General features: G+C 36.8%; 24 protein-coding genes and 2 tRNA genes. 20 read left to right on the forward strand and 6 right to left on the reverse strand.

Going from position 1 to position 25,567, the window contains the following annotated elements; translation table 11 throughout:
• Nucleotides 1-4: 4 nt before the first annotated feature.
• The 3 genes from feoB to FORMB_RS06730 are packed head-to-tail and all read right to left on the reverse strand — an operon-like array spanning nt 5 to nt 3,048.
• On the reverse strand, nt 5-2,104 hold the full coding sequence (gene feoB / locus FORMB_RS06720; protein ID WP_069676724.1) for a ferrous iron transport protein B: 2,100 nt from the start codon (nt 2,102-2,104) through the stop codon (nt 5-7).
• A complete protein-coding gene (locus FORMB_RS06725; RefSeq protein ID WP_069676725.1) occupies nt 2,097-2,330 on the reverse strand; it encodes a FeoA family protein in 234 nt (77 codons plus the stop codon). The genes feoB and FORMB_RS06725 overlap by 8 nt, the downstream gene beginning before the upstream one ends.
• Before the next feature lie 43 nt (nt 2,331-2,373).
• Nucleotides 2,374-3,048, reverse strand: a complete 675-nt coding sequence (locus FORMB_RS06730; RefSeq protein WP_069676726.1) for an SCO family protein — start codon at nt 3,046-3,048, stop codon at nt 2,374-2,376.
• 141 nt (nt 3,049-3,189) lie between these two features.
• Here FORMB_RS06730 and rseP point away from each other — a divergent pair, with 141 nt between their 5' ends.
• From rseP to FORMB_RS06795, 13 genes are all read left to right on the forward strand, one after another.
• Entirely contained in the window at nt 3,190-4,530 is a 1,341-nt protein-coding gene (gene rseP, locus FORMB_RS06735; protein ID WP_069676727.1) for an RIP metalloprotease RseP, read from the forward strand.
• A gap of 71 nt (nt 4,531-4,601) precedes the next feature.
• Nucleotides 4,602-4,675: transfer RNA gene (locus FORMB_RS06740), tRNA-Asn, on the forward strand.
• Between the two features lie 202 nt (nt 4,676-4,877).
• Nucleotides 4,878-5,294: an HYC_CC_PP family protein gene (locus FORMB_RS06745; protein ID WP_083243924.1), complete on the forward strand. Its 417-nt coding sequence runs from the start codon at nt 4,878-4,880 to the stop codon at nt 5,292-5,294.
• A 101-nt stretch (nt 5,295-5,395) separates the two neighbouring features.
• Nucleotides 5,396-9,154 (forward strand): efflux RND transporter permease subunit, encoded by a 3,759-nt coding sequence (locus FORMB_RS06750; protein WP_069676729.1) that lies wholly within the window; start codon nt 5,396-5,398, stop codon nt 9,152-9,154.
• 48 nt (nt 9,155-9,202) lie between these two features.
• Nucleotides 9,203-9,556, forward strand: coding sequence for a four helix bundle protein (locus tag FORMB_RS06755; protein WP_069676730.1), 354 nt, complete (start codon nt 9,203-9,205; stop codon nt 9,554-9,556).
• A 31-nt stretch (nt 9,557-9,587) separates the two neighbouring features.
• Nucleotides 9,588-10,964: a TolC family protein gene (locus FORMB_RS06760; RefSeq protein ID WP_231925522.1), complete on the forward strand. Its 1,377-nt coding sequence runs from the start codon at nt 9,588-9,590 to the stop codon at nt 10,962-10,964.
• A gap of 13 nt (nt 10,965-10,977) precedes the next feature.
• Nucleotides 10,978-11,229, forward strand: a complete 252-nt coding sequence (locus FORMB_RS06765; RefSeq protein WP_069676731.1) for a heavy metal-binding domain-containing protein — start codon at nt 10,978-10,980, stop codon at nt 11,227-11,229.
• Between the two features lie 77 nt (nt 11,230-11,306).
• Complete coding sequence (locus FORMB_RS06770; RefSeq protein ID WP_069676732.1) at nt 11,307-13,796, forward strand: heavy metal translocating P-type ATPase; 2,490 nt, start codon at nt 11,307-11,309, stop codon at nt 13,794-13,796.
• A gap of 3 nt (nt 13,797-13,799) precedes the next feature.
• Nucleotides 13,800-15,563 (forward strand): efflux RND transporter periplasmic adaptor subunit, encoded by a 1,764-nt coding sequence (locus FORMB_RS06775; protein ID WP_069676733.1) that lies wholly within the window; start codon nt 13,800-13,802, stop codon nt 15,561-15,563.
• A gap of 22 nt (nt 15,564-15,585) precedes the next feature.
• Nucleotides 15,586-15,996 (forward strand): heavy-metal-associated domain-containing protein, encoded by a 411-nt coding sequence (locus FORMB_RS06780; RefSeq protein WP_069676734.1) that lies wholly within the window; start codon nt 15,586-15,588, stop codon nt 15,994-15,996.
• A 176-nt stretch (nt 15,997-16,172) separates the two neighbouring features.
• Entirely contained in the window at nt 16,173-16,637 is a 465-nt protein-coding gene (locus FORMB_RS06785) for a CBS domain-containing protein (RefSeq protein WP_069677923.1), read from the forward strand.
• A gap of 283 nt (nt 16,638-16,920) precedes the next feature.
• On the forward strand, nt 16,921-17,424 hold the full coding sequence (locus FORMB_RS06790; RefSeq protein WP_069677924.1) for an ester cyclase: 504 nt from the start codon (nt 16,921-16,923) through the stop codon (nt 17,422-17,424).
• A 134-nt stretch (nt 17,425-17,558) separates the two neighbouring features.
• Nucleotides 17,559-18,083, forward strand: coding sequence for a hypothetical protein (locus FORMB_RS06795; RefSeq protein WP_069676735.1), 525 nt, complete (start codon nt 17,559-17,561; stop codon nt 18,081-18,083).
• 223 nt (nt 18,084-18,306) lie between these two features.
• Here the strand turns inward: FORMB_RS06795 and FORMB_RS06800 are convergent, their stop codons facing one another.
• Together FORMB_RS06800 and purU are read right to left on the reverse strand one after the other, a co-directional pair.
• Nucleotides 18,307-18,492, reverse strand: a complete 186-nt coding sequence (locus FORMB_RS06800; protein WP_069676736.1) for a CDGSH iron-sulfur domain-containing protein — start codon at nt 18,490-18,492, stop codon at nt 18,307-18,309.
• A 29-nt stretch (nt 18,493-18,521) separates the two neighbouring features.
• Nucleotides 18,522-19,376: a formyltetrahydrofolate deformylase gene (purU, locus tag FORMB_RS06805; protein ID WP_069677925.1), complete on the reverse strand. Its 855-nt coding sequence runs from the start codon at nt 19,374-19,376 to the stop codon at nt 18,522-18,524.
• 429 nt (nt 19,377-19,805) lie between these two features.
• Here purU and FORMB_RS06810 point away from each other — a divergent pair, with 429 nt between their 5' ends.
• Complete coding sequence (locus FORMB_RS06810; RefSeq protein ID WP_069676737.1) at nt 19,806-20,111, forward strand: GIY-YIG nuclease family protein; 306 nt, start codon at nt 19,806-19,808, stop codon at nt 20,109-20,111.
• A 337-nt stretch (nt 20,112-20,448) separates the two neighbouring features.
• Here FORMB_RS06810 and FORMB_RS06815 read toward each other — a convergent pair whose 3' ends face one another.
• Nucleotides 20,449-20,910 carry an Lrp/AsnC family transcriptional regulator gene (locus FORMB_RS06815; RefSeq protein WP_069676738.1) on the reverse strand — a complete coding sequence of 154 codons (462 nt, stop codon included), beginning with the start codon at nt 20,908-20,910 and terminating at the stop codon, nt 20,449-20,451.
• Between the two features lie 171 nt (nt 20,911-21,081).
• Here FORMB_RS06815 and FORMB_RS06820 point away from each other — a divergent pair, with 171 nt between their 5' ends.
• The 6 genes from FORMB_RS06820 to FORMB_RS06845 all read left to right on the forward strand — a co-directional run bounded on the left by FORMB_RS06820 (nt 21,082) and on the right by FORMB_RS06845 (nt 25,531).
• Nucleotides 21,082-22,020, forward strand: coding sequence for an NAD-dependent epimerase/dehydratase family protein (locus tag FORMB_RS06820; RefSeq protein WP_069676739.1), 939 nt, complete (start codon nt 21,082-21,084; stop codon nt 22,018-22,020).
• Nucleotides 22,021-22,039: 19 nt separating this feature from the next.
• A complete protein-coding gene (gene kbl / locus FORMB_RS06825) occupies nt 22,040-23,227 on the forward strand; it encodes a glycine C-acetyltransferase (protein WP_069676740.1) in 1,188 nt (395 codons plus the stop codon).
• Between the two features lie 16 nt (nt 23,228-23,243).
• A tRNA-Pro gene (locus FORMB_RS06830) sits at nt 23,244-23,318 on the forward strand.
• Between the two features lie 94 nt (nt 23,319-23,412).
• Nucleotides 23,413-24,171 carry a hypothetical protein gene (locus FORMB_RS06835; RefSeq protein WP_069676741.1) on the forward strand — a complete coding sequence of 253 codons (759 nt, stop codon included), beginning with the start codon at nt 23,413-23,415 and terminating at the stop codon, nt 24,169-24,171.
• Between the two features lie 31 nt (nt 24,172-24,202).
• The gene (locus FORMB_RS06840) at nt 24,203-24,973 is read left to right on the forward strand and encodes a hypothetical protein (protein WP_069676742.1); all 771 of its coding nucleotides are present in this window, start codon (nt 24,203-24,205) and stop codon (nt 24,971-24,973) included.
• 126 nt (nt 24,974-25,099) lie between these two features.
• Nucleotides 25,100-25,531 carry a winged helix-turn-helix transcriptional regulator gene (locus tag FORMB_RS06845; RefSeq protein WP_069676743.1) on the forward strand — a complete coding sequence of 144 codons (432 nt, stop codon included), beginning with the start codon at nt 25,100-25,102 and terminating at the stop codon, nt 25,529-25,531.
• Nucleotides 25,532-25,567 lie beyond the last annotated feature (36 nt).

Raw genomic sequence — 25,567 nt, forward strand, 5'->3', positions numbered from 1 at the left:
GTCCTTATTTTAAAAATTGAAACGCAATTAAAGCACAAATATAAGCGATGGCTGTCATTCCAATGAGCTGAAGTATTGGCCACTTCCAGCTTTTTGTTTCTCGTTTTACAATTGCCAATGTACTCATGCATTGCATGGCAAACGCATAAAACAAGAGTAAAGAAATCCCCGAAGCAAGTGTGAATACTTTGGTACCATCGGCATACGTTTCGTTCGCCATTTTGGTTTTGATAGTCTCTATGTTTTCACCTTCACTGGCGCTTCCTACACTGTAAATTGTTGCCAAAGTTCCTACAAATACTTCTCGAGCTGCAAAAGAGGCAACCAATCCAATACCCACTTTCCAATCATATCCCAAAGGTTTGATCAGGGGTTCAATGGTTTTTCCAACGATGCCTATATAAGAGTGTTCTAGCTTAAAAGCTGCAATTTGATCGTTTCGTTCATAAGTGGTTTGCGTGGCGGTTGTTTCCACATAAGACTCGGCATTTTTGAATTTATCACCAGGACCAAAAGACGCCATTACCCAAAGAATAATGGAGATGGCTAAAATGATTTTCCCGGCTTCAAACACAAAGGTTTTTGTTTTTTCAATGACCGTAATAATGACGTTTTTCAGTAAGGGCAATTTATAGTTGGGCATCTCAACCACAAAAAAGGTCTTGTGCTTTGTTTTTAAAATTCTATCGAGGATGTAAGCCGAAAAGATGGCCATTCCAAATCCAACGAGGTACAAGGCCATTAAGGTGAGTGCTTGGTAGCTGAGTCCAATAATAGAGCCTTCTGGGATTACCAAGGCGATGATGATGAGGTACACGGGCAAACGTGCCGAACAGGTGGTAAAAGGGACGACTAATATGGTAATGAGGCGTTCTTTCCAGTTTTCAATATTTCGGGTGGCCATGACGGCTGGAATGGCACAAGCCGTTCCAGAAATTAAGGGCACTAAACTTTTCCCACTCAATCCAAATCGACGCATCACGCGGTCCATCAAAAAGACCACACGACTCATATAACCACTTTCTTCTAAAATCGAAATAAACAAAAACAAAAAGGCAATTTGTGGGATAAAAATCACAATCCCTCCAATTCCGGAGACAATGCCTTCCGCAACTAAATCGGTTAACATTCCGCCACCGGGAAAGGTGTTTTTAACCCATTCTGCCAAGCTTGCAAAGGTGGTATCGATGAGGTCCATAGGGAAGGTTGCCCAGTCATAGATTGCTTGAAAAATGGTTAATAAAATCAAGAAAAAGATCACATATCCCCATACTTTATGAATGAGTAAACGGTCCAATTTACTTCGTAAGCCAGTGGCCTTGGAGCGGTCAATGGTTTGTCCTTCTTTTAAAATCGCATTGATAAATTGGTAGCGTTTGATGGCTTCTTTTTGCTGCAATCGCTTTAATTCCTGATTCGATTTTGTTTTAAATTTTGATATATCTAATTCCTGACGGGTGATTTTTCCAAAATTTGCATCTTGAGTAATCACCAACCATAATTTGTAAACATCCTGATTAGGAAACGCTTTTTGTAAACTTTGAAAATAAGTTGCGTCAATTGTGGAGGTGTCCAAACAGGGTTCCGTAGAAATGGTTTTATAATTCTCAATGAGCTGTTTGAGTTCATCAATGCCTCGATTTTTTCGGGTACTGACAAGTGCTATTTTGGTATGAAGCTTGGCTTCTAACAATCCGATATCCAAGGAGATGCCTTTGCGGTTCATCAAATCACTCATGTTAATCACCAAAATAGTGGGGATTTTGAGGTCTTTAATTTGTGTAAATAAGAGTAAATTTCGTTTTAAGTTTTCAACATCACTGACAATTATTGCGACATCGGGGTAGTCTTTATCGTTTTTATTGAGCAATAATTCGATCACCACATTTTCATCCAAAGAAGAGGCGTTGAGGCTGTAGGTGCCTGGGAGGTCCAACACATGGGCTTTGACGCCACGAGATAATTTACAAATCCCTTGCTTTTTATCGACGGTAATGCCAGGATAATTCCCCACCTTTTGATTGAGGCCTGTCAACGCATTAAACACCGAAGTTTTTCCGGTGTTAGGGTTTCCAATTAGCGCAACGTTTAGCTGTTTACTCATCTATTTTTTCGATTACAATCAGGGAGGCTGTTTCTTTTCTTATGGCCAAAAAGCTATCGTTTACATTCAGGTACATCGGGTCGGAAAAGGGGGCCAGTTGAAGTAAATGCACTTCATTCCCAGGGAGGCATCCCATTTCTAGTAATTTTAGAGGGATGTCTTCTGAAGAGCTGTCGGTAATAATGCCTTTTTCTCCTTTTTTAAGATCTGCAATGGTAAAGCGCATGCTTATTTAGATTCATTTTAAAGAAGCAAAAGTACTAAAAAGATTAGTTTTTATACGATGCTTTTAAAATTTTTATCTCTTCAAGAAGGCGGTCAATTTCCTCAGGATCGGTTCCATCGTAAAACCCACGGATTTGCCGTTTTTTATCAATCAACATAAAATTCTCGGTATGAATCATGTCAAAGGGGCCGCCGTCGCCTGCATCTTTCACTGCCAGATAGGATTTGCGTGCGAGTTCATAAATTTGTTTTTTGTCGCCTGTGACCAAGTTCCATTTGGAGGCATTCACCAATTTTTTTTTGGCGTAGCGTTTGAGTTGGGCAACGGAGTCAATTTCGGGCGTTACGGAATGGGATAGGAGTAAAATTTCAGGATCACTAATGGTTTTCTTTTGAATGTCGTACATGTGATCCGTCATAATGGGGCAGATGGTCTGGCAGGTGGTGAAGAAAAAATCGGCTACATAGATTTTATTTTTATAAAATTCATGTGTAATCGTTTCTCCATTTTGATTGATCAAGCTAAAATCTGCGATGCGGTGGTATTTTTTTTGATGTTGAATGGTGCTGTCTACCAATTCATAATTCACTTGTGCCGGCTGGTAAATAGGCAGTGCTTTTACAGGATTCAGGATGTTGTAAAACAGAGTGATAATAATGCAGGACAGCACAAAGAGGGTGGTAATGAACAGTTTGTATTTTTTTAAAAAGGAATTCATAGGGTTGTCATTGTGTTTGCAAAAGTACAATACAGAACAGAGAACTTTGAATATATCTTCCTATAAATTAAGCGTCTCAATAAAGTTTTTGTATCTAAACTGAAAACTTTACATTTGTTCACTTAATCCTACACATACTACATGGAATTTGTTATCAAAATATCACAGTTTTTATTGAGCCTCTCCTTACTGATTGTGCTGCACGAATTAGGCCATTTTATTCCGGCTAAATTATTTAAAACCCGCGTTGAAAAGTTTTACCTCTTTTTCGATGTCAAATATTCTTTGTTTAAAAAGAAAATTGGCGATACTGTTTACGGGATTGGTTGGTTGCCTTTGGGTGGCTATGTGAAGATTTCAGGGATGATTGACGAGAGCATGGACAAAGAGCAAATGGCACAAGAGCCACAGCCTTGGGAATTCCGCTCTAAGCCGTCTTGGCAACGATTGATTATCATGTTGGGTGGTGTGACCGTTAATTTTATATTGGCTGCGGTTATTTATGTTTTTATGGCGTTTTCGTATGGCGATTCTGATATTGATGCAAAAAGCATCAAAGATGGGTATATGATTACAAACCCTTTACTGATCGAACTCGGATTACAAACGGGCGATAATATTACAGCGATTAATGACCAAGAGATTGTGAATTATTCAGATTTAAAAAAGAACCTTTTGGCGGCGCAACTCGTGAGTTTCGAGCGTAACGGCGTGCCAATGACGGTGACGTTTCCTGAAGACTTTTTAGGTCAACTGAGCAGCAGCAAAAGCCGTTCCTTTTTTGAATTGAGACAACCATTTATGGTAAGTGAAATACAGGAAACCTCCTTAAATAAAGACCAAGATTTACAGAAAGGCGATGTGTTGACGAGTGTTGACGGGAAGCCTCTTAAATATTTTGATGAATTTGAAGCTTTGGCTTCAGACTACAAAGGGCAAACTGTGAACGTTACTGTTTTAAGAGCTGGGGAATCCCTTAACAAAACTCTTCAGATTGATGCCGATGGGAAGTTAGGAATTATCACAGGAGCTAGTTATTCTGCGATACAAGAACTGGGTTACTATAAAATTGTTGAAAACGAATATACATTTGGTGAAAGTATTGGGGTTGGTCTGAATCGTTTTACCTCACAGATGTCGGCATATTGGATGCAGTTAAAACTTATTTTCTCACCGAGTACAGGAGCTTATAAAGGGGTTGGTGGATTTAAAGCCATCTTCGATATTTTTCCAGACACTTGGAGTTGGGAAGCATTTTGGAGTATTACGGCCTTTTTATCGATTATGTTAGGGGTGTTGAACTTATTGCCTATTCCTGCTTTGGACGGTGGACACGTGATGTTTTTACTTTACGAAATGGTTTCTGGGCGTAAGCCAAGCGACAAGTTTATGGAGTATGCACAAACGGCTGGATTCTTTATTTTGATTGCCTTAGTGTTGTTTGCCAATGGAAATGATATTTTTAAAGCGGTATTTGGTTAAATATTATTAAAATTCTATTTGTATAGAATAAAAAATACTATATATTTGCGCTCGCAATAGCGAAAAAACACTCCTCCTTAGCTCAGTTGGTTAGAGCATCTGACTGTTAATCAGAGGGTCCTTAGTTCGAGCCTAAGAGGAGGAGCAAGTTATAAAGCCTTTACAGAAATGTAAGGGCTTTTTTTTGGTGCGTACACGCCCCTAAATTTTGCTGAAAAAATCACACTTTGGAAGAACGTAGAAAAACACTGTTTTTAGATTGACTCTCCCTTTTTTCAAACGCACAGACTTCTAAAATTCTGTTAAAAAATAGTTTAGCAATCAGAATTTAGTACCTTTAATTTATTATGAAACATGCATTCCATAAAATAGCGTCCTTATTAATGGCTTTTGTAGTCTTATTTTCTACACTGTCATTTACGGTTGACATGCACTTTTGTGGCGAAACTTTAGTAGATACCGCCCTATTTCAAAAGGCAAAAACCTGCGGAATGGAAATACAAAACCCACCTACTACTGATGGATGTACTATTTCTAAAAAGAATTGTTGTAACGACAAACAATTAGTGATTGAGGGTCAAAATGAATTGCAACTGTCTTTTGACAGCCTTTCTTTTGAACAACAACAATTTGTGGTTGCTTTGGTTTACACTTATAGCACCCTTTTTGAAGGTTTAGATTGTAATTCATCCTCTTTCGAAGCATACAAACCACCACGCGTCATAAGGCAAATCTTCAAGCTTGACGAGACGTATTTAATTTGATTTTTTTTTTAGTAATGAGTTGTAACGCAAAATAGTTTGCGTCATAACGTCTAAAGACTTTGTACTTAATTCTTTGTACTTAATACTTAAAACTCAAATCAATGCTAAATAAAAGCATCAAATTTTTAATAGAAAACAAACTCGTAGCAGTTTTAATGCTCGTTCTTTTTATCGGATGGGGAACCGTCAATGCACCGTTTAATTGGGATTTAGAGTTTTTACCAAGAAACCCCGTTGCTGTGGATGCCATTCCAGATATTGGCGAAAATCAACAAATCGTATTTACAAAATGGGAAGGCCGTTCGCCTCAAGATATAGAGGATCAAATTACCTATCCATTAACGACTTCTCTTTTAGGAATTCCGGGGGTTAAAACCATTCGAAGCTCCTCCATGTTTGGCTTTTCCAGTATCTATGTCATTTTTGAAGAAGATATTGAATTTTATTGGAGTCGGAGTCGCATTCTCGAAAAACTAAACTCTCTCCCAAATGGATTGCTTCCTAAAGATGTGAATCCAGCTTTGGGTCCTGATGCGACGGGCTTGGGACAAATTTTTTGGTACACCCTTGAGGGTCGTGACGAAAACGGGAACGTCACAGGTGGTTGGGATTTACAAGAATTGCGAAGCATTCAAGACTATTATGTAAAATATGCGTTATCCTCAGCGAGTGGCGTTTCTGAAGTGGCTTCCATTGGTGGCTACGTTCAAGAATATCAAGTGGATGTGGATCCAGAGTTGATGCGTCAATATAAAATTGGCTTGCATCATGTTGTAAAAGCGATTAAAGAAAGCAATACAGACATTGGTGCGCAGACTTTAGAAATTAACAAAGTGGAGTATTTAGTGCGTGGATTGGGTTATGTAAAATCCATTTCAGATATAGAAAACGCAGTCGTCACTTCTGAGGATTTTACGTCCATCAAAATTAAAGACATTGGCAACGTATCCTTAGGTCCTGCAACACGAAGAGGGGTATTGGACAAAGAAGGTGCGGAAGTTGTCGGTGCCGTGGTGGTTGCCAGATTCGGAGCCAATCCGATGGAAGTAATCAATAATGTAAAGGATAAAATTAACGAACTCAGTGCCGGTTTGCCTTCAAAAGTATTGAAGGATGGACGTACGTCACAAGTCACGATTATTCCTTTTTATGACCGAACAGAGTTAATTCAAGAAACCTTAGGAACCCTTAATGAAGCCTTATTATTGGAGATTTTAATTACCATTTTGGTCATTATTATTATGGTCTTCAATTTGCGTGCTTCGGTCCTTATTTCAGGCTTGTTACCTGTTGCGGTTCTAATGGTATTTATCGCCATGAAAATTTTTGGAGTGGATGCGAATATTGTAGCCCTTTCAGGAATCGCTATCGCCATTGGAACCATGGTGGATGTCGGCGTGATTCTTTCCGAAAATATTATTAGGCATTTGGATGAAAGTGAGAAGTTGGGAGTGGAAAGTGAGAGGTTAACGATAAATGAGGTGGTTTACAATGCGACTACAGAAGTCTCTGGTGCGATTGTAACAGCAGTGATGACCACTATTATCAGTTTTATTCCTGTGTTTACAATGATGGGTGCCGAAGGAAAATTATTCAGACCCCTGGCTTTTACAAAAACCTTTGCCTTAACAGCTTCTATTATCGTTGCGTTGTTTATAATCCCCCCGTTTGCAGCCTATTTATTTAGAAAGCAAAGGATCAAAAAAGGCTTGAGTTTTGTAATTAATACCGTTCTCATTCTGTTAGGAATAACAGCACTAATTTATGGGTATTGGCTCGGGTTTATTCTTATAGCTTTTGGAATTACAGGTATTGTAAAGAACTATTATAATGATGGGAAGATTCACTTTCAATTTTTCACTTTCAGTTTTTCACTTCTTAATATCATCATTTCTGCGTTAGCAATCATCGCTCTTTTAGCAACCTATTGGCGTCCCTTAGGAGTCGATAAAAGTCTCTTTTTGAATCTCATTTTTGTGAGTGTTATTTGCTTTGGATTGTTAGGTATTTTCTCAGTATTCAAAAAATATTACACTCGAATTTTAGGCTGGTGTTTAGAGCACAAAGCATTGTTTTTATCCATTCCTACATTCATTGTCATCGCAGGATTTTTTATCATGAAAAACACGGGTAAAGAATTTATGCCCTCCTTAAATGAAGGTTCTTTTCTATTAATGCCTACCTCAATGCCACACTCTGGAGTGGAAGAAAACAAACGGGTTTTACAGCAATTAGACATGGCGGTCGCCAGTATTCCAGAAATAAAAACAGTTGTTGGAAAAGCGGGTCGCACCGAATCTGCTTTAGACCCAGCACCTTTGTCAATGTATGAAAATATCATTCAATATAAATCAGAATATATGCTGAATGAACACGGCAAGCGTCAACGGTATAAGGTGAATGATAATGGGAGTTATCTATTAAAAAATGGAATGTCATTGCAAGCAGACCAGCGTGAAGAGTGGCTATCTATAAATGCAGAAGAACAACTTATTCCAGACAAGGATGGGGAGTTTTACCGCAATTGGCGTCCCGAGATTAACTCCCCAGATGATATTTGGAATGAAATTATAAAAGTCACCAAACTACCTGGAGTTACTTCAGCTCCTAAATTACAACCTATTGAAACCCGATTGGTAATGCTACAAACAGGCATGAGAGCACCCATGGGTATTAAAGTAAAAGGGCAAAGTTTGAAAGAAATTGAAGCTTTTGGGTTGCAATTAGAAGCCCTCTTAAAACAAGTAGAAGGCGTTAAGAAACAAGCTGTTTATGCAGATCGAATTGTGGGCAAACCCTATTTGCTTATAGATATAGACAGGGAGAAAATTGCACGCTATGGAATTTCAATTCAACAGGTACAAAATGTACTTAAAGTTGCTGTGGGTGGCATGGTACTTACCCAAACCGTTGAAGGGCGGGAACGCTATGGTATTCGGGTGCGTTACCCAAGAGAATTACGCGCAAACCCCGCCGATTTGAAGCAAATATACATTCCCGTAAAAAAAGGAAATCCAGTGCCTTTAAGTGAATTAGCGACTATTCGGTATGAACAAGGACCACAGGTCATCAAAAGTGAAGACACTTTTTTAGTAGGCTATGTGTTATTTGATAAGTTAGATGGATTTGCTGAGGTGAATGTGGTTGAAAATGCGCAAGCACTCATCCAGCAAAAGATTGATTCTGGTGCGTTGATTGTTCCGAAAGGAATCAATTATCAATTCACGGGGACTTATGAAAATCAGCTGCGAGCGGAAAAAACCTTATCCGTCGTTGTGCCCTTAGCCCTGCTTGTTATTTTCTTGATTTTATATTTTCAGTTTCGTTCGGTAGCGACATCCCTCATGGTGTTTTCAGGAATTGCGGTTGCATTTGCAGGTGGTTTTATCATGATTTGGCTGTATGGTCAAGACTGGTTTTTAAACGTCAATGTCTTTGGTGAAAACCTTCGCGATTTATTCCAGATGCATTCTATTAATTTGAGTGTCGCAGTTTGGGTCGGATTTATAGCACTTTTCGGAATTGCGACTGATGACGGCGTTGTGATGGCAACTTATCTAACACAAACATTTGATAAAAACAAACCTGAAAATAAAAAGGAAATTCGAGCGGCAATTGTAGAAGCTGGAGAAAAACGAATCAGACCCTGTTTAATGACAACCGCTACCACCATTTTAGCATTGTTACCCATTTTAACATCCACAGGTCGAGGAAGTGATATAATGATTCCAATGGCAATCCCAAGCTTTGGAGGCATGCTTATTGCGTTAATCACATTGTTTGTGGTTCCAGTGTTGTATAGTTGGAAGCAGGAATTGAAAGTGAGAAGTTTAAAGTGGAAAGTGAGAAGTGAGAAGTGAGAAGTTTAAAGTGAAAAACTAAAAGTGGAAAACTAAAAGTGGAAAGTTATGGGTAAGAGTATTTTAAAAGATAAAAGTTATGCGTTTGCAATTATGGTCGTAAAGCTGTCTCAACGATTAGTTTCTGATAAAAAAGAATACGTTTTAAGTAAACAACTTTTAAGAAGCGGCACTGCTATTGGAGCTCTTATCCGTGAAGCAGAATTTGCTCAAAGTAAAATGGATTTTATTCATAAAATGAGTATTTCTCTTAAAGAAGCCAATGAATCATTGTATTGGTTGGATTTACTAAAAGATACCGATTATATCAATGAAAATGAGCATCAGATTCATTTAGGTTTAAATAAAGAATTAGTGGCAATGCTTGTAAGTTCAATTAAAACCACAAAATCAAGAATGTAGTATGAAACAGTTGAAAGTTAAAAGTGAAAAGTTGAAAGTTAAAAGTGGGAAACTAAAAGTGGAAAGTGAAAAACTAGAAATGATAAGTGGAAAGCTAAAAGTGAATAGTGAAACGCTAAAAGGGCAAACTAAGGAGTTAGAAAGAACGAAAAAACAATCCGTTTTTCACTTTTCATTTTTCATTTTTCATTTAAAAGGAGCTCTGATTTTTATTTTTTCACTTTTAACTTTTCACTCAGTAAGCGGCCAGCAATTACAAACATTCATTGAAGAAGGATTAGCAAACAACCCGAAAATTCAAATCTTTGAATTTAGATATCAAGTTGCAAAAGAAAAAGTAAACGAGGTAAACACCCTACCAAACACGCAAATAGGGGTTGGATATTTTGTGAGTGAACCCGAAACTCGTACAGGAGCGCAACGCTTTAAGGTTTCTGCGAAACAAATGTTACCTTCATTTGGTTCAATCACCGCAAGAGAAAACTATGTAGCTTCTTTGGCAGATGCTGTTTATGAAGATGTTGTTATTGTAAAAAGAAAATTGGTAGCATCCATATCGCAATCTTACTATAATTTATATGCGTTAAAAGCGAAACAAATTATTTTAGTTGAAAATAGAAGCCTACTAAAAACTTATGAAGAATTGGCATTAACGTCTGTTGAGGTTGGAAAAGCATCCGCAGTAGATGTTTTGCGATTACAAATGCGGCAAAATGAATTACAGCAATTAGAACAAGTTTTAGAACAAGATTATTTAGCAGAACAAACGGCCCTAAACAAGTTATTAAATCGAGATAGCTATATTGAGATATCTATGGATAGTGAATTAACAATACCTCTTGAAAACATTCAAATCAATTCAGAGAACTTAGCATTACACCCTGAATTATTGAAATACGAAAAGCTCTACGAATCCGTTGAAAAATCCGAATTATTAAATCAAAAAGAAGGCAATCCAATGTTTGGATTTGGATTGGATTATATCGCAGTTTCAGAACGACCAAATGTAAATTTTAACGATAACGGAAAAGATATTGTAATGCCAATGGTTCGTATTTCAATTCCGATTTTCAATACTAAATACAAATCAAAAACTAAACAAAACGAGTTACATCAAAAAGAGATAAATTTTCAAAAGCAAGATAAACGAAACCGATTAGAAACCTTATTGGACAAGGCTGTAAAAAAGCGTACTTCCGCAAGAATAAGTTACGACACGCAAACAAAGAACTTAAAACAGGCAAAGGATGCTGAAACCATTTTAGTAAAAAGCTATGAAACAGGAACCATAGATTTTAACGACGTTCTCGATATTCAAGAGTTGCAATTAAAGTTTCAAATGAATCAGGTAGAATCGATTAAAACATATTATTTACAAACAACAATTATTAACTATTTAACAAATTAAAATTTAATTAAAAATGAAAACAGTAAAAACAATTTTAGGAGTTTTAGTATTAGGATTAATGCTAACAACAGCATCGTGTAAAGAGGCTAAAAAAGAGGGTACGACTACAAAAACAGAACAATCGAAAAAGAAAGAGCAAGACTCAGCTTATGTATGTCCAATGCACTGTAAAGGAAGTGGTAGTGATAAAGCAGGAAAATGTCCAACTTGCAATATGGATTATGTAAAAAATGAAGACCATAAGGCAAACGGTCATAAGCATTAATTAACACAGAATGTGGCAACACTTATACTGCTTTGAGTATATGTAGTTAACGATCTTTTGAATTTTAAAATATAAAAATGAAACATACCTATCACATAGACGGAATGACCTGTAACGGTTGCCGCAGTCACGTTGAAGAAACGCTTTCAAAAGTAAAAGGCATTTCTAAAGCATCGGTTGATTTAGAAAAGGCAGAGGCAACTATTGAAATGGAATCACACATTCCTATCGAACAGTTTCAACACGCCTTAAAAAATGATGGTGGTCGCTATAGCATTCATAATTTAGGAGAACATCTTCATATCAATAAAAAAGAAGAAAAACCAAAAGGTAAAGGAACGGGTATTTTTTATTGTCCAATGCATTGCGAAGGGGATAAAACCTATGACAAAGCAGGCGATTGTCCTGTCTGCGGGATGGATTTGGTTGAAGAAAGAAGTTTAATTGCTACAAACACACAATTTACCTGTCCGATGCATCCTGAAATTATAACGGATGAAGCAGGGTCGTGCCCTATTTGCGGTATGGATTTAGTACCCCTCGAAGCAGATCTTTCAGAAGAAGATAAAACCTATAAAAAATTATTAAAGAAGTTTTGGATTGCAGTTGCCTTTACGATTCCCATATTTCTAATAGCAATGTCTGAAATGATCAGCAATAATCCATTGTATAATATTTTAGAACAAAAAAATTGGAATTGGATTCAATTTTTATTGTCAGTTCCTGTTGTATTCTACGCCACTTGGATGTTCTTCAAACGTGCTTGGACATCTATAAAAACGATGCATCTAAATATGTTTACACTTGTTGGCATTGGCTCTGGCATCGCTTGGGTGTTTAGCGTATTTGCCATGCTATTTCCAGAGGTATTTCCAGCAGATTTTAAAACTTCTGATGGCAACGTATTTGTATATTTTGAAGCAGCAACCGTCATTCTCACATTAGTATTATTAGGACAGTTATTAGAAGCAAAAGCGCATAGTCAAACAAGTGGAGCAATAAAAGAATTACTAAAATTAGTCCCATCAACAGCACTATTAGTTGTGGAGGGAATAGACCAAATAATTGCTATTGATAAAATCGAACAAGGTAATTTACTGCGTGTAAAACCTGGCGAAAAAATTCCTGTAGATGGACGTATTGTCGAAGGACATAGTAGCATTGATGAATCAATGATAACAGGCGAACCTATTCCTGTGGATAAAAATATTGATGATAAAGTAAGTTCAGGAACGATCAACGGCACAAAGTCCTTTGTTATGAAAGCAGAAAAAGTAGGTTCAGAAACCTTACTTTCTCAAATCATTCAAATGGTAAATAATGCAAGTCGTTCTAAAGCACCAATTCAGAAATTAGCCGATAGAATCGCTAAATACTTTGTACCCATTGTATTCCTTGTTTCAGTGACTACATTTAGTGTTTGGTCGATTTTTGGTCCAGAACCTGCGTATGTTTTTGCGTTTATAAATGCCATAGCAGTATTGATCATTGCGTGTCCTTGTGCCTTGGGTTTGGCAACACCAATGTCCGTTATGGTGGGTGTTGGTAGAGGCGCACAATCGGGGGTATTGATAAAAAATGCTGAAGCGTTGGAAAAAATGAATACCGTAGATACACTTATTGTAGATAAAACAGGAACGATTACAGAAGGAAAACCCTCTGTTGAAAAAGTGATTTCTATAAATGAAATAGAGGGAAATTTATTACTTAAATACATCGCATCTTTAAACCAATACAGTGAGCATCCATTAGCTGAAGCTATTGTAAACTTTGGAAAGACCAAAAACGTCTCACTTTCTAAAGTAGATGATTTTGAAGCAGTGGCAGGAAAAGGGGTTATTGGGACGGTAGATAACAAAAAAATAGCCTTGGGTAATGTGAAGCTCTTAGAACAATTCTCTATTTCAATTTCAGACGATTTAATCAAGAAGGTTGTGACTGAACAGGAACAAGGTAAAACAGTATCCTACATAAGCGTAGAAAATGAAGCCGTTGGGTACGTTACTATTTTTGATGCCATTAAAACAACAAGTCAAAATGCTATTTTAGAATTACAAAAAAGTGGTGTTGCGGTGATAATGTTAACGGGCGATAATGAAAATACGGCAAAAGCAGTCGCAGAACAGTTAAACCTAAAACAGTACAAAGCTGAATGCCTTCCAGAAGATAAACTCAACGAAATAAAAATGCTCCAACAACAAGGTAAAATTGTTGCAATGGCAGGTGATGGTATTAACGACGCACCTGCATTAGCACAATCTGACGTCGGTATTGCAATGGGTACAGGAACAGATGTTGCCATCGAAAGTGCATCCATAACATTGGTTAAAGGCGATTTACAGGGCATCGTAAAAGCTAAAAAGTTAAGTCATGCGGTTGTTAAAAATATAAAACAAAATTTGTTTTTTGCATTTGTTTACAATGTCTTTGGAGTGCCAATTGCTGCAGGTGTTTTGTACCCAGTATTTGGAATACTATTATCGCCAATGATTGCAGCTTTAGCTATGAGTTTTAGTTCTGTATCCGTGATTGCAAATGCTTTAAGATTAAGAAATATTAAAATATAAACAATGAAAAAATATATAATTTACATCGGATTGGTAGTTGTTGGATTAGTATTGGGCTGGTTTCTTTTTGGAAATTCCTCCAACGAAAAAACAGAACACAATCACTCTGAAATGGCGAAAACAAATCAAATATGGACCTGTTCTATGCATCCGCAAATTATGCTTCCTGAAGCTGGCGATTGCCCTATTTGTGGGATGGATTTAATTCCAGCTGAAACAACTGCAATGGGATTGTCCGCAGATCAGTTTAAGTTAACCGATAATGCGATCGCATTGGCAAACATCCAAACTTCTGTGGTTGGAGAATCCGTTATGGAAAACAGTGGCATTAAATTATCAGGGAAAATTGTAGAAAATGAAGAAGCCAATGCCGTTCAAGTCAGTTATTTTTCGGGAAGAATAGAAAAACTGAATGTAAATTTTACAGGAGAAAAAATACGCAAAGGACAATTATTAGCCACCGTTTATTCGCCAGAACTGTATGCCGCTCAGCAAGAATTAATCACAGCAATCTCCTTAAAAGAATCCCAACCAGCCTTATATAAAGCGGTACGAAATAAACTAAAATTATGGAAACTTTCCGATAGTCAAATCAATCAAATTGAGACGAGCAGAAAAGTTCAAGAAAATGTACCAATATACGCAACAGTGTCGGGGACGGTTTCAAAAAAACTAGTAGAACAAGGCGACTATATAAAACAAGGGCAACCGTTGTTAAAAATTTCCAATCTCAATACGGTGTGGGCAAATTTTGATGTTTATGAAAATCAAATTGATTTATTTAAAAAAGGTCAAAATATTTCTATAACAACAAACGCCTATCCTAAAAAGAAGTTTAAAGCGAAGGTTGATTTTATAGATCCCATTTTAGATGCAAACACTCGAACCGTAAAATTAAGAGCTGTTTTAAACAATACAAATAACACTTTTAAACCAGGAATGTTTGTGAAAGGGGTCCTTAAAAGAAGGGGGCTTTCTTCAATGAAAATGCTGTTAAAAATTCCTGCTTCAGCTGTTTTATGGACAGGTGTTCGATCGGTAGTGTATGTGAAATCCACTGCCAATGAACCCGTTTTTGAAATGAAAGAAATTGTATTGGGCACTAAACTCGGAGGTTATTACGAAGTTATAGAGGGGTTAAATAGTGGAGATGAAATTGTAACCAATGGTACCTTTACAGTGGATGCCGCTGCACAATTGCAAGGCAAAAAATCGATGATGAATAAAGAAGGTGGTAAAACAATGACGGGACACGAAGGACATCTTGGGATGATGGAGCCAATGTCCAGTATGGACACTCATTTCAATATGAATGAGAGAATGAAGGTGTCAAAGGAGTTTCAAAACCAGCTAAAAAAGGTATTTGATCGTTATATCACTTTAAAGAATAGTTTGATAGAAGATAATTCAGAAGAGGTTGTAAAGGACGCTAAAAAATTACTTTCAGATTTAAGTAAAGTGGATATGAAATTATTGAATATGGATGCGCACTCTAATTGGATGCCTTTAGAAAAAGCACTTAAAAAGGCCGTAAATTCAATTTCAAGTGATATCGTCGCACAAAGAAAGCAATTTAAACAGCTCTCCAAACACTTAACAACTGCGATAGAATTATTTGGAATTAACGCCGAAATATACCAACAATTTTGTCCTATGGCAGACAACAACAAGGGCGCTCATTGGTTAAGTAAAAAAGAAAAAGTAATCAATCCTTATTTTGGTCAATCCATGCTGAAATGTGGCGAAGTAAAACAAGTAATCAAATAAATAATAATTAAATTTTAACACCATGAAAAAAGTAATTTTAAGTTTGGCTGTGATTGCAGCTATCGGATTAACTAGCTTTAAAAAAGCAGCGAACAAAGAAGTAGAATCAGTAAAAACTACAGTTGTTTCCAACGAAATGCAAATGACAGACCTTAGTTTTGGCGTGCGAGGCAACTGCGGGATGTGTAAAAACACCATTGAAAAAGCAGTCAACAGCCTTGAAGGAATTTCAAATGTCAATTGGGACGTTGAAAAAAAGAAAATTGATGTTTCTTTTGATGAAACAAAAACCAATGAGATGGCAATTCATAATGCCATTGCGGCTTCGGGCTATGACACCGAAAAGGTTGCTGGAAATGAAGACGCCTACAAAGACTTGCCAGGTTGTTGCCAATATGACCATGAAATGGCAATCAATAAATCAGCGGAGTGAATTAAGAATCCGATTGCCTCTAAGTATTAATCAGAAGCTCAGTTACAAAGCCTTTACAGAGATATAAGGGCTTTTTTGTGTTTGGATTCCCACGCCTCGTGATGACGAATAAAACCCCCTATTTTAGGAAAGCCTTGTTTTTTTTCCTATATTTAGAATTCACTAAATCAGATCTTATGCCCATAAAAAGTTTTCAAGGTGCCAGACGGGAACCCTCAAAAGAGGAAGTTAAATCGCTAAAAGTTAGTGATTATATGACTACAAATTTGATCACATTCACGCCCGACCAATCGATTGAAAGTGTGATGGAATTGTTAATTAAACATCGCATTTCTGGGGGTCCTGTTGTGAATGCTAAAAAAGAATTGATAGGCATTATTTCGGAAGGGGATTGTATAAAGCAAATCAGTGAAAGTCGCTACTACAATATGCCAATGCAAGACCAAACGATTGAAAAACACATGGCTAGAAATGTAGATACCATTGATGGAAACATGAATATTTTTGATGCCGCCAATAAATTTTTAGAAGCCAAAAGACGTCGATTTCCAATTGTGGAAAACGGCAAGTTAGTTGGGCAGATCAGCCAGAAAGACATATTGAAAGCAGCCATGCAAATGAAAGGACAAAACTGGAAATAATTCCCGGCTGTGTCGTCATTTACCTTCTCTAATTTTACCTAAAACAGTCCTATGTGGAATAGATTTCTTAATGTGTGTAGTTCAATAACGTATGAAGGCGTGTACTTCGACCTCAAATACAAGCGCAACTCCATTAGAATTCGTTTTCTGTAGAAGACCCTCTTTGTCCATTTTGAAACTTCTAAACCTTAGCAAATAAGTTGTTTTACATATTAACGTTTTTTACTTTCAAAAAACAATCTATAATATGTATATTTACACTCAAAATTTAAAAAACATAAAAATGAAAAAATCAATAATTTTACTGCTTTCACTCGTTATCCTGAGCTGTTCTCAACAACCAAGTCAAGAGTGTCAAACACTGGAAACCGCAAATGTAAATCTTGAAAAAAACATAGAAATGTATGTTTCGGTATGGGAAACCCTGTTTGAGAAAAGAGATATAGAGCTTATCAATATTGATAGTTTTGACCCTCAAGCAACCGTGGTAACAGCACAAGGAGACATTGTTGGGATCGATGCGTTTAGAGCCTATTACAATAATTATTTATCAGGATTTTCGGATGCTCAATTTGAAATCGTTGATATATTTGGACAAGGAGATAAAATGGTTAAACACTGGACGTTTAAAGGTACTCACGATGGTGAAATGTTTGGAATTCCAGCCACTAACAACAAGGTTGACATCAGTGGAACAACACTCATTTGGATGAAAGATGGAAAGATATTAAAAGAACAAGATTATTTTGACAACCATTCATTTTTAACTCAGTTAGGATTGCTGTAGTCAAATTTACCCAGCTGTGAATCCATTAGATTCAAAAAACAAATTAGAAAGCACTTATAGAAATAGAGGTGCTTTTTTGTTTAATTTATATTACTTTTGTTATGCAATTATTATTAACTTAAAACCAATTTAAAATGAAAAAATTAATCTTATTAGGACTGATCACAGTAACGTTTGCGGCTTGCAACACAACACCACAAGTAGAGGTGGCTCCAAAAGCAATTGGATATGAAATGGGCGATGACGGCGTTAAAATTCCATTGTATAGCGGCGATCTATCAAACGTAGCCATTTGGGAAACCTACATCACTGCACATAACGAGCGTGATTTGGAAACCATTAGCAGTTTAAATGCAGAAAAAGACTTTAAAGTATATGGACCAACCGGAGTGGTATTTGAAGGGTCAGAGGCGCATATAGAGTTTTTAACCACTTGGTTTGAGGCTACCAATCCAAAATGGAAAACAAGCTATCTTATTGAAAACGAATTCACCAACAAGAAAGGCGAATTACGTCAGTGGGTAACTTCTGGACATGGTGTGACTTTAACAGTCGATGGTGAAGAAGTCAAGCTTGGTCAAGTCCACGATGCACTTATTGTAGACGGAAAAATTCAAATGTTTTATGTAACAGAGCGTATCCTTGCAGAAGGTGAATAGTTAAGTAGTTTACAAAATCACATATTATATCTGAGGTCGTCTAAAAAGTAGAAAACCTGTCATTCTGAATTTATTTCAGAATCTCAAAATGTTGAAAATCAATAATTATGAGAAGCTGAAACGAGCCTGCCTAACCGTAGGCAGGTTCAGCTTGACAAGAAAAAGACTTTTCAGACAGCCTCTTTTGTAAAAATAAATTCAGCTTGACAAGAAAGAGGAATTATTACTCTTTATGTGCGCCGTCGCAGAAAGGCCCATCTTGAGTTTTTCCGCAATTGCACAGTGCAAATCGGTTGCGTTTAGCGATTGGATTTCCTTCGCCATCCAATAAAACGATGTCTTTTGCATTGGTAACCACAACTTTTCCAGAAGCCGTTACTTGAATAGTGGGTGATGTGTTTTGTTCCATGATATTATAGTTATAAGTTAATTGGTTTTTTATGAAAAAATGACGGTCTTATTATTATATACCATCACTTTGCGATCCAGATGTAATTTGATTCCCGTTGACAACACTATTTTTTCTAAATCCCGCCCTTTTGAGACCAAATCAGAAATAGAGTGGGTGTGTGATACGCGCGTCACATCTTGCTCGATAATAGGCCCAGCATCCAACTCTACAGTCACATAATGAGACGTCGCACCAATAATTTTAACCCCTCTTTTATAGGCAGAATGGTAAGGCTTCGCTCCCACAAACGCAGGAAGAAAGGAGTGGTGTATATTGATGATTTTATGTGGGTATTCATTTATGAGTTCCTCAGGAATAATTTGCATATAGCGTGCTAATACAATAAAGTCAATGTTGTGTTTAGACAAAAGGGACAAATGCTTGGCTTCTGCTTCCGGCTTGTTGTCTTTGGTCACCGGCACATGATAAAAGGGAATCCCAAAACTATCGGCAATGGGCTTTAAATCTAAATGGTTACTGACAATCAAAGGAATTTCTAAAGCCAATTCTCCCGACTTATAACGTCCTAAAATATCGTACAAACAATGTTCATATTTAGATACAAACAACGCCATTTTTGGGCGATAAGCCGCCGTGTAAAGTTCCCAACTCATGTCAAATTTAAGAGCAATTTCTTTTTGAAATTCAGCATTAAAATCTGAATTATTATAAGAGGAATCGTCAAACTCTCCTTCCAACCGCATAAAAAAAACGGACTGTTCTTGATCCACATGCTGATCGATATACACAATGTTTCCGTTTTTGGAAGCTATAAAATTGGTCACCGCCGCAATGATCCCCGATTGGTCCTTGCAATGGATGAGTATTGTAATCTTTTTCATTTGTTCACTATTAATCATTCTCTTTGGGCATCTATTTTAACACGCTCAGTTCATAAGTGTAAATTTAAGCAAAAAATAAAAGAACGAATACAAAAGAGAAGAGAGAATAGAGAAAAGAGAATAGAGAAAAGAACCCCGACTAGTCACCCTGAACTTGTTTCAGGGTCTCAGTTGAAGGAGTTGAGGTGTTTAATTTCAGTTAATTGAGATTCTGAAACAAGTTCAGAATGACAGATTTGCTATTTTCCAGACATCCTCGACAATTTTTTTTGAATAGTTTTTGTAGCTCGATCCTCAGAGTCATGATGTAGTTACTGTTTACCTCTCAGAACCCCGACTAGTCACCCTGAGCTTGTTTCAGGGTCTCAGTGCCATGTTTCTATATTTCCCCAATTTTCTTATATTTATCCACCTTAAACCTAATCTACAATGCCAAAACGTGTATATCATAACTACTGGGTTTATATTCTAACCAACAAACCAAGAGGCACTTTATATATTGGTGTAACTGGTGGGATAGACGATCGTATGGAGCGTCATATAAAAAAAGAAGGTAGCAAATTTACTGCGAAGTATAATTTAAAACGATTGGTGTATTATGAAGAGTTTCAATACATATTTGACGCGATCGCCAGAGAAAAACAATTAAAAAATTGGCATAGGGAATGGAAAATTAATTTAATAGAAAGTGAAAATCCTGATTGGGCTAATTTGTGGAAGCCCTTAGGGTTTTAATTATTAGGTTCCGAAACAAGCCTACCTTCGGTAGGTAAACTTGCCTGACCGTAGTCAGGTTCGGAATGATAAATTTTTCTAAATAGTTTTAGTGGCTCACTCTCAGAACCCCGACTTGTCACCCTGAACTTGTTTCAGGGTCTCAGTTGAAGCATTAAATTTCAGTTAATTGAGATTCTGAAACAAGTTCAGAATGACAGATTTGCTATTTTCCAGACATCCTCGACAATTTTTTTTGAATAGTTTTTGTGGCTCGATCCTCGGAGTCATGATGTAGTTACTGTTTACCTCTCAGAACCCCGACTAGTCACCCTGAACTTGTTTCAGGGTCTCAGTGTTAAATATTATACTCCGTACTATGAAAAATTTCTTTTAAAACAAACGAACTCTCCAAAACGCCAATGTTATCAATCTTAGAAAGTTTAAGCCTTACAAACTCGTGGTAAGCATCTAAACTCTGAAGGTTGATTTTTAAAAAAAAGTCCACTTTTCCAGCCATGTGATAACACTCTTGCACCTCACTTAAAGCCCTAATTTGCCGATCAAACGTATCAATAAACCCTTCATCGTGATAACGTAAAGAAACCATACAAATGGCGGTAATGGGTTGGCTTACCAATTTTTTATCTATTAAAGCAACGTATTTTTTTATGTACTTTTTTTTCTCCAGTCGTCGAATGCGTTCATAAACGGGGGATGCCGTAAGATGGAGTTCTTTGGCAATTTCCTTTGTTGTTTTTTTTGAATCTTTTTGTAAAATTCTTAATATTTTGAGATCGACCTCGTCTAGTTTTTCCATTGTACAGAAGATATTACTTTAAAATTAGTTTAAGACTGTTGTTTAAAGTAAATATAAATACAATTATTATTAATAGAAGTTAAAAACACTTATATTATTATATTTTGAAGATTTTTTAACCATTATGTACTCTTAATGTATAGTTTTGATCGGATTCAATTCTGTAATTAGATGCAAGAAAAAATATTAATAACGGGGGCTGGGGGGCAATTAGGATTTGTTCTAACATTGAAACTCCAAGAAAAGTTTGGGGTAGATCATGTCATTGCAACCGATCTTTATTCCAAGGTTGGATTTAGTGGACACTTTGAAACTTTAGATGCGACGGATTTTCAGAAATTAGAATCCATCGTCATTAAGCATAACATCACGCAAATTTATCACCTAGCAGCAATTTTATCCGCCAGTGGAGAAAAGACTCCAACCATGACTTGGGACTTAAACATGAAGACGCTTATCAACGTCTTAGAAGTTTCAAGAATTCATGAAGTCAATAAAGTTTTTTTCCCAAGCTCCATAGCAGTTTTTGGAGCAAATGCACTAAAAGACAATACCGCTCAAGATCAGTTTTTATTACCCTCCACTATTTACGGAGTGAGTAAAGCTGCTGGCGAAAATTGGGCAAATTATTACCACCAAAAATACAGATTGGACGTAAGATCGTTAAGATACCCCGGCGTGATAGGACACGAATCTTTGCCTGGTGGGGGCACCACAGATTATGCAGTTGATATATTTCACAAAGCCATTGACAACAAACCTTTTGAATGTTTTTTGAGTGCATCAACTCTGTTGCCAATGATTTATATGGACGATGCAATCCGAGCCACCATAGAACTCATGGACGCGCCTAAAGAAAACATCACAATTCGATCTTCTTATAATTTAGCAGGCATGAGTTTTAATCCAAATCAACTATTTTTGAGGATTAGAAACACATACCCTGAATTCAAAATCAATTACAAGCCAGATTTCAGACAACAGATCGCGGACACTTGGCCAAACAGCATTGACGATTCAAAAGCTGCCAATGATTGGGGTTGGAAACCTAAATACGATTTGGAAGCCATGACCGAGAGTATGATTAAAAATTTAAAATTAAAACAGTAATTTAATACAGAAAAGAACCATGTACGGAACCATTAAAAACGATTTTCAAAAGGATATTGATGCTATAAAATCAAGTGGACTTTATAAAGCTGAAAGAGTATTGACTTCAAAGCAAGGACCCGAAATAAATACCACATCGCAATCAAATGTATTAAATTTTTGTGCGAATAATTATTTAGGACTTTCGGCACATCCCAAAGTCATTCAAGCAGGTATCGATGCACTAAACACACACGGTTTTGGACTTTCGTCCGTACGATTTATTTGTGGAACTCAGGACATCCATAAAGAATTAGAAGAAAAAACAGCACACTATTTAGGCATGGAAGATTGCATTTTGTACGCTGCTGCTTTTGATGCCAACGGGGGGCTTTTTGAACCCTTGCTTGGGGCAGAAGATGCCGTGATTTCCGATGCACTAAATCATGCATCCATAATTGATGGAATCCGTCTTTGTAAAGCGAAGCGTTTTAGATATACCCATAACAATATGGAATCTCTTGAAGAACAACTCATACAAGCGTCTTCTTCTCGACGTAAATTAATTGTGACGGACGGGTCTTTTTCTATGGACGGCACCGTAGCGCAATTGGATAAAATTTGTGATTTGGCAGACAAGTACAATGCTCTCGTCATGATCGATGAGTGTCACTCAACAGGGTTTCTTGGAGCGACTGGTAGAGGCGTACACGAACATCACAACGTTATAGACCGCGTTGATATAATCACAGGGACGTATGGAAAAGCACTGGGTGGAGCTTCGGGTGGGTTTACAGCAGCTCGAAAAGAAATCGTGGATATCCTAAGACAACATTCTCGACCTTACTTATTTTCAAATACACTAGCGCCCGCCATTGTTGGAGCCACACTTCAGGTTTTAGATATGATTTCTGACTCCAATGAATTGAGAGACAAATTAGAAGCAAACACCACCTTTTTTCGCACAGAAATGACGGCGGCAGGATTTGATATTGTGCCAGGCATTCATCCCATTGTACCCATTATGTTGTATGATGCATCCTTGGCTCAAGAATTTTCGGAGAAACTCTTGGAAGAAGGCATTTATGTGATTGGTTTTTTCTTTCCAGTTGTGCCAAAAGACAAAGCTAGAATTAGAGTACAACTGTCTGCAGCGCATGAAAAACAACACATTCAAAAAGCCATCAATGCATTTATTAAAGTTGGAAAAAAATTAAAAGTTATTTAATATATTGCAATTTATTCGGGATGTGGCGCAGTCCGGTTAGCGTACACGGCTGGGGGTCGTGTGGTCGCAGGTTCAAATCCTGTCATCCCGACAAAAAATTGTAGTCTTTTTCATTTTATATAATTAACTTGCGTTTTACAAGTATAAGTTTTATCTTGTTCGCTCAACCAATTTAATTTTTTAAGATGAAAAAACAACTCCTTATTATTTTAACATTTTGTCTATCAACAGTCGTTTTTGGACAACGAAATTCTAAACAAGAATACTGGAACACATGGCGTTTTACTCCAAAAACGGATATGGTTCAGAAATTTGAATCTGCTGTAGCACTCAAAACAAAAACATTTAATTCAAGTCCTGAGTTAGGGATTTTCACTTATAAAGTTATCACAGGCCCAAACAATGGGACTTACGAAAGAGTAGAAGCCAACAAAAAACCTGCGGATTACGATGTGGACCGTTCAGTTGAAGGTGCGTATTGGGACAAAAATGTCGCTAAATACATTGCAAAGGAACAAGGTCAAAAAAGATGGCAACGTCTAAAAAATGGGTCCTATAATTTTGATCCTGAAACGGGAACTCCATCAAAATACATCACCAGAACGGTGTATGATGTAAAAGCCGATAAAATAATGCACTTTAGAAGATTTATGTCAAGAATCACTGAAATCCTGACGTTAAGAGAAATGGATGTCAATGTACTTTTCTTCAGACTTGTGAGCGGTGGAAGTAGAAATCAATTTGTAAGAGTTGTTGGCTTTTCGAGTTATGAGCGTATGATGAAATCAAGTGAAACGACTTGGGAAGAAGACTACAACAAATTATTTGGTTGGGGCTCATGGTCAGAAGACATCGCTAATTTTGACGCCTCTCTTGAAATGTATGGCGAAAAAGTAGAAACACTTCAACTCATGCCAGCGCTTTCTTCTGGAATGATGAACTAATGAAACCAATAACTTTTAAATATATAATAGAATGAAAAAATTAATTTTTACACTTTTAGTCGCAGCAACAACGGGCTTAAACGCTCAAATTATGGTTGTGAATGAAATAGAAACGGAATCTTCAGAAAATTTCTCAACTATGGTGACGCAATGGATGGAGGCCATCAAAACAACGCTAGAAATTGAGGATGCCAAGACGTACACATTTGCAGAACCAGGAACCAAAAAGATTCAGTTTCTACAATTTCACGAATCGCTGACCGAAATGGTTGCGTACAGAAATAGACAAGATGAAAATCAAGAAAAAATATGGAACACTTTACAAAGCATGGAACCACTTCCAGAAGGAACAGTGGATGCGTTTAATGATGTAACCAGCTTTAAAGAGTCCTCTGTTTGGGAATTCATGCCAGAACTAAGCACCACTCCTGAAACTTGGACCATTCTTTCCAGAGCAGAAAAAGACGAACAGTTTTACAGACGTATCCAATTTGTCAATGTGAAGATGAATGCAGACAATGCTTATGAAGATTGGAACAAAAAAATGAATGCTCTTGATAAAAAATTAGGCATCAGCTATCATTATGCGATCTTCAAATCTGTATTTGGAGCTAAGGACGCAGATTATATGGTGATGTGTATCGATAAATCTCAATTCGAATACTTTAGCAACTGGGAAAAACGTACAGAAATTAGAGAACAAAGTGCGGAGTACAAAGCATTGGTAGGCGAGCTTTCAATCAGTCAATGGTCGATAATTAGTGAGTTTACATGGAATCGTATTTTAGAATTAACATTCTAATTTACTGTATTTTATAATTTATAAGGAAGGGGCATTCCCTTCCTTTTTTTATGTCAAAAATTTGTTAAAATTGATGTATTTGTAATTAAACATAATAAGTTTGTAATTCACTCAAATCTATCAATTATGAGAGCCAACAGATCCCAATGCCCTTTGGTAAATGTTCTTGACATCGTAGGAGACAAATGGACTTTAATCATTATTAGAGACTTGTTTTTAGGAAAGAAAACATTTACTGAATTCATGAATTCTCCAGAAAAATTTGCCTCAAATATTTTGAGCAACCGCTTAGAATTTTTAATTAATCACGGACTACTAAAGGTGATTAAACTTCCATACGATAAAAAAACAAAAATTTACTACCTAACCGATAAAGGGATTGATTTGTATCCAATTCTTTATGAAATGATGTATTGGAGCAAGCGAAATTTAGACGAAGAATATGGCCCACTCGGTATTCAGTTTTTTAAAAACTCTAAAAGGGTGTCCTCGAAAACGTTTATTAAAAAAACCCAATCTAAATACACTGAGGCTAGAAATGAGTTTTTAAACGTATAAAGTTTTTTATTCGCTTCTTTTTATTAAATTGCGTTT

Source organism: Formosa sp. Hel1_33_131, from assembly GCF_001735745.1.
Lineage (GTDB): Bacteria > Bacteroidota > Bacteroidia > Flavobacteriales > Flavobacteriaceae > Hel1-33-131.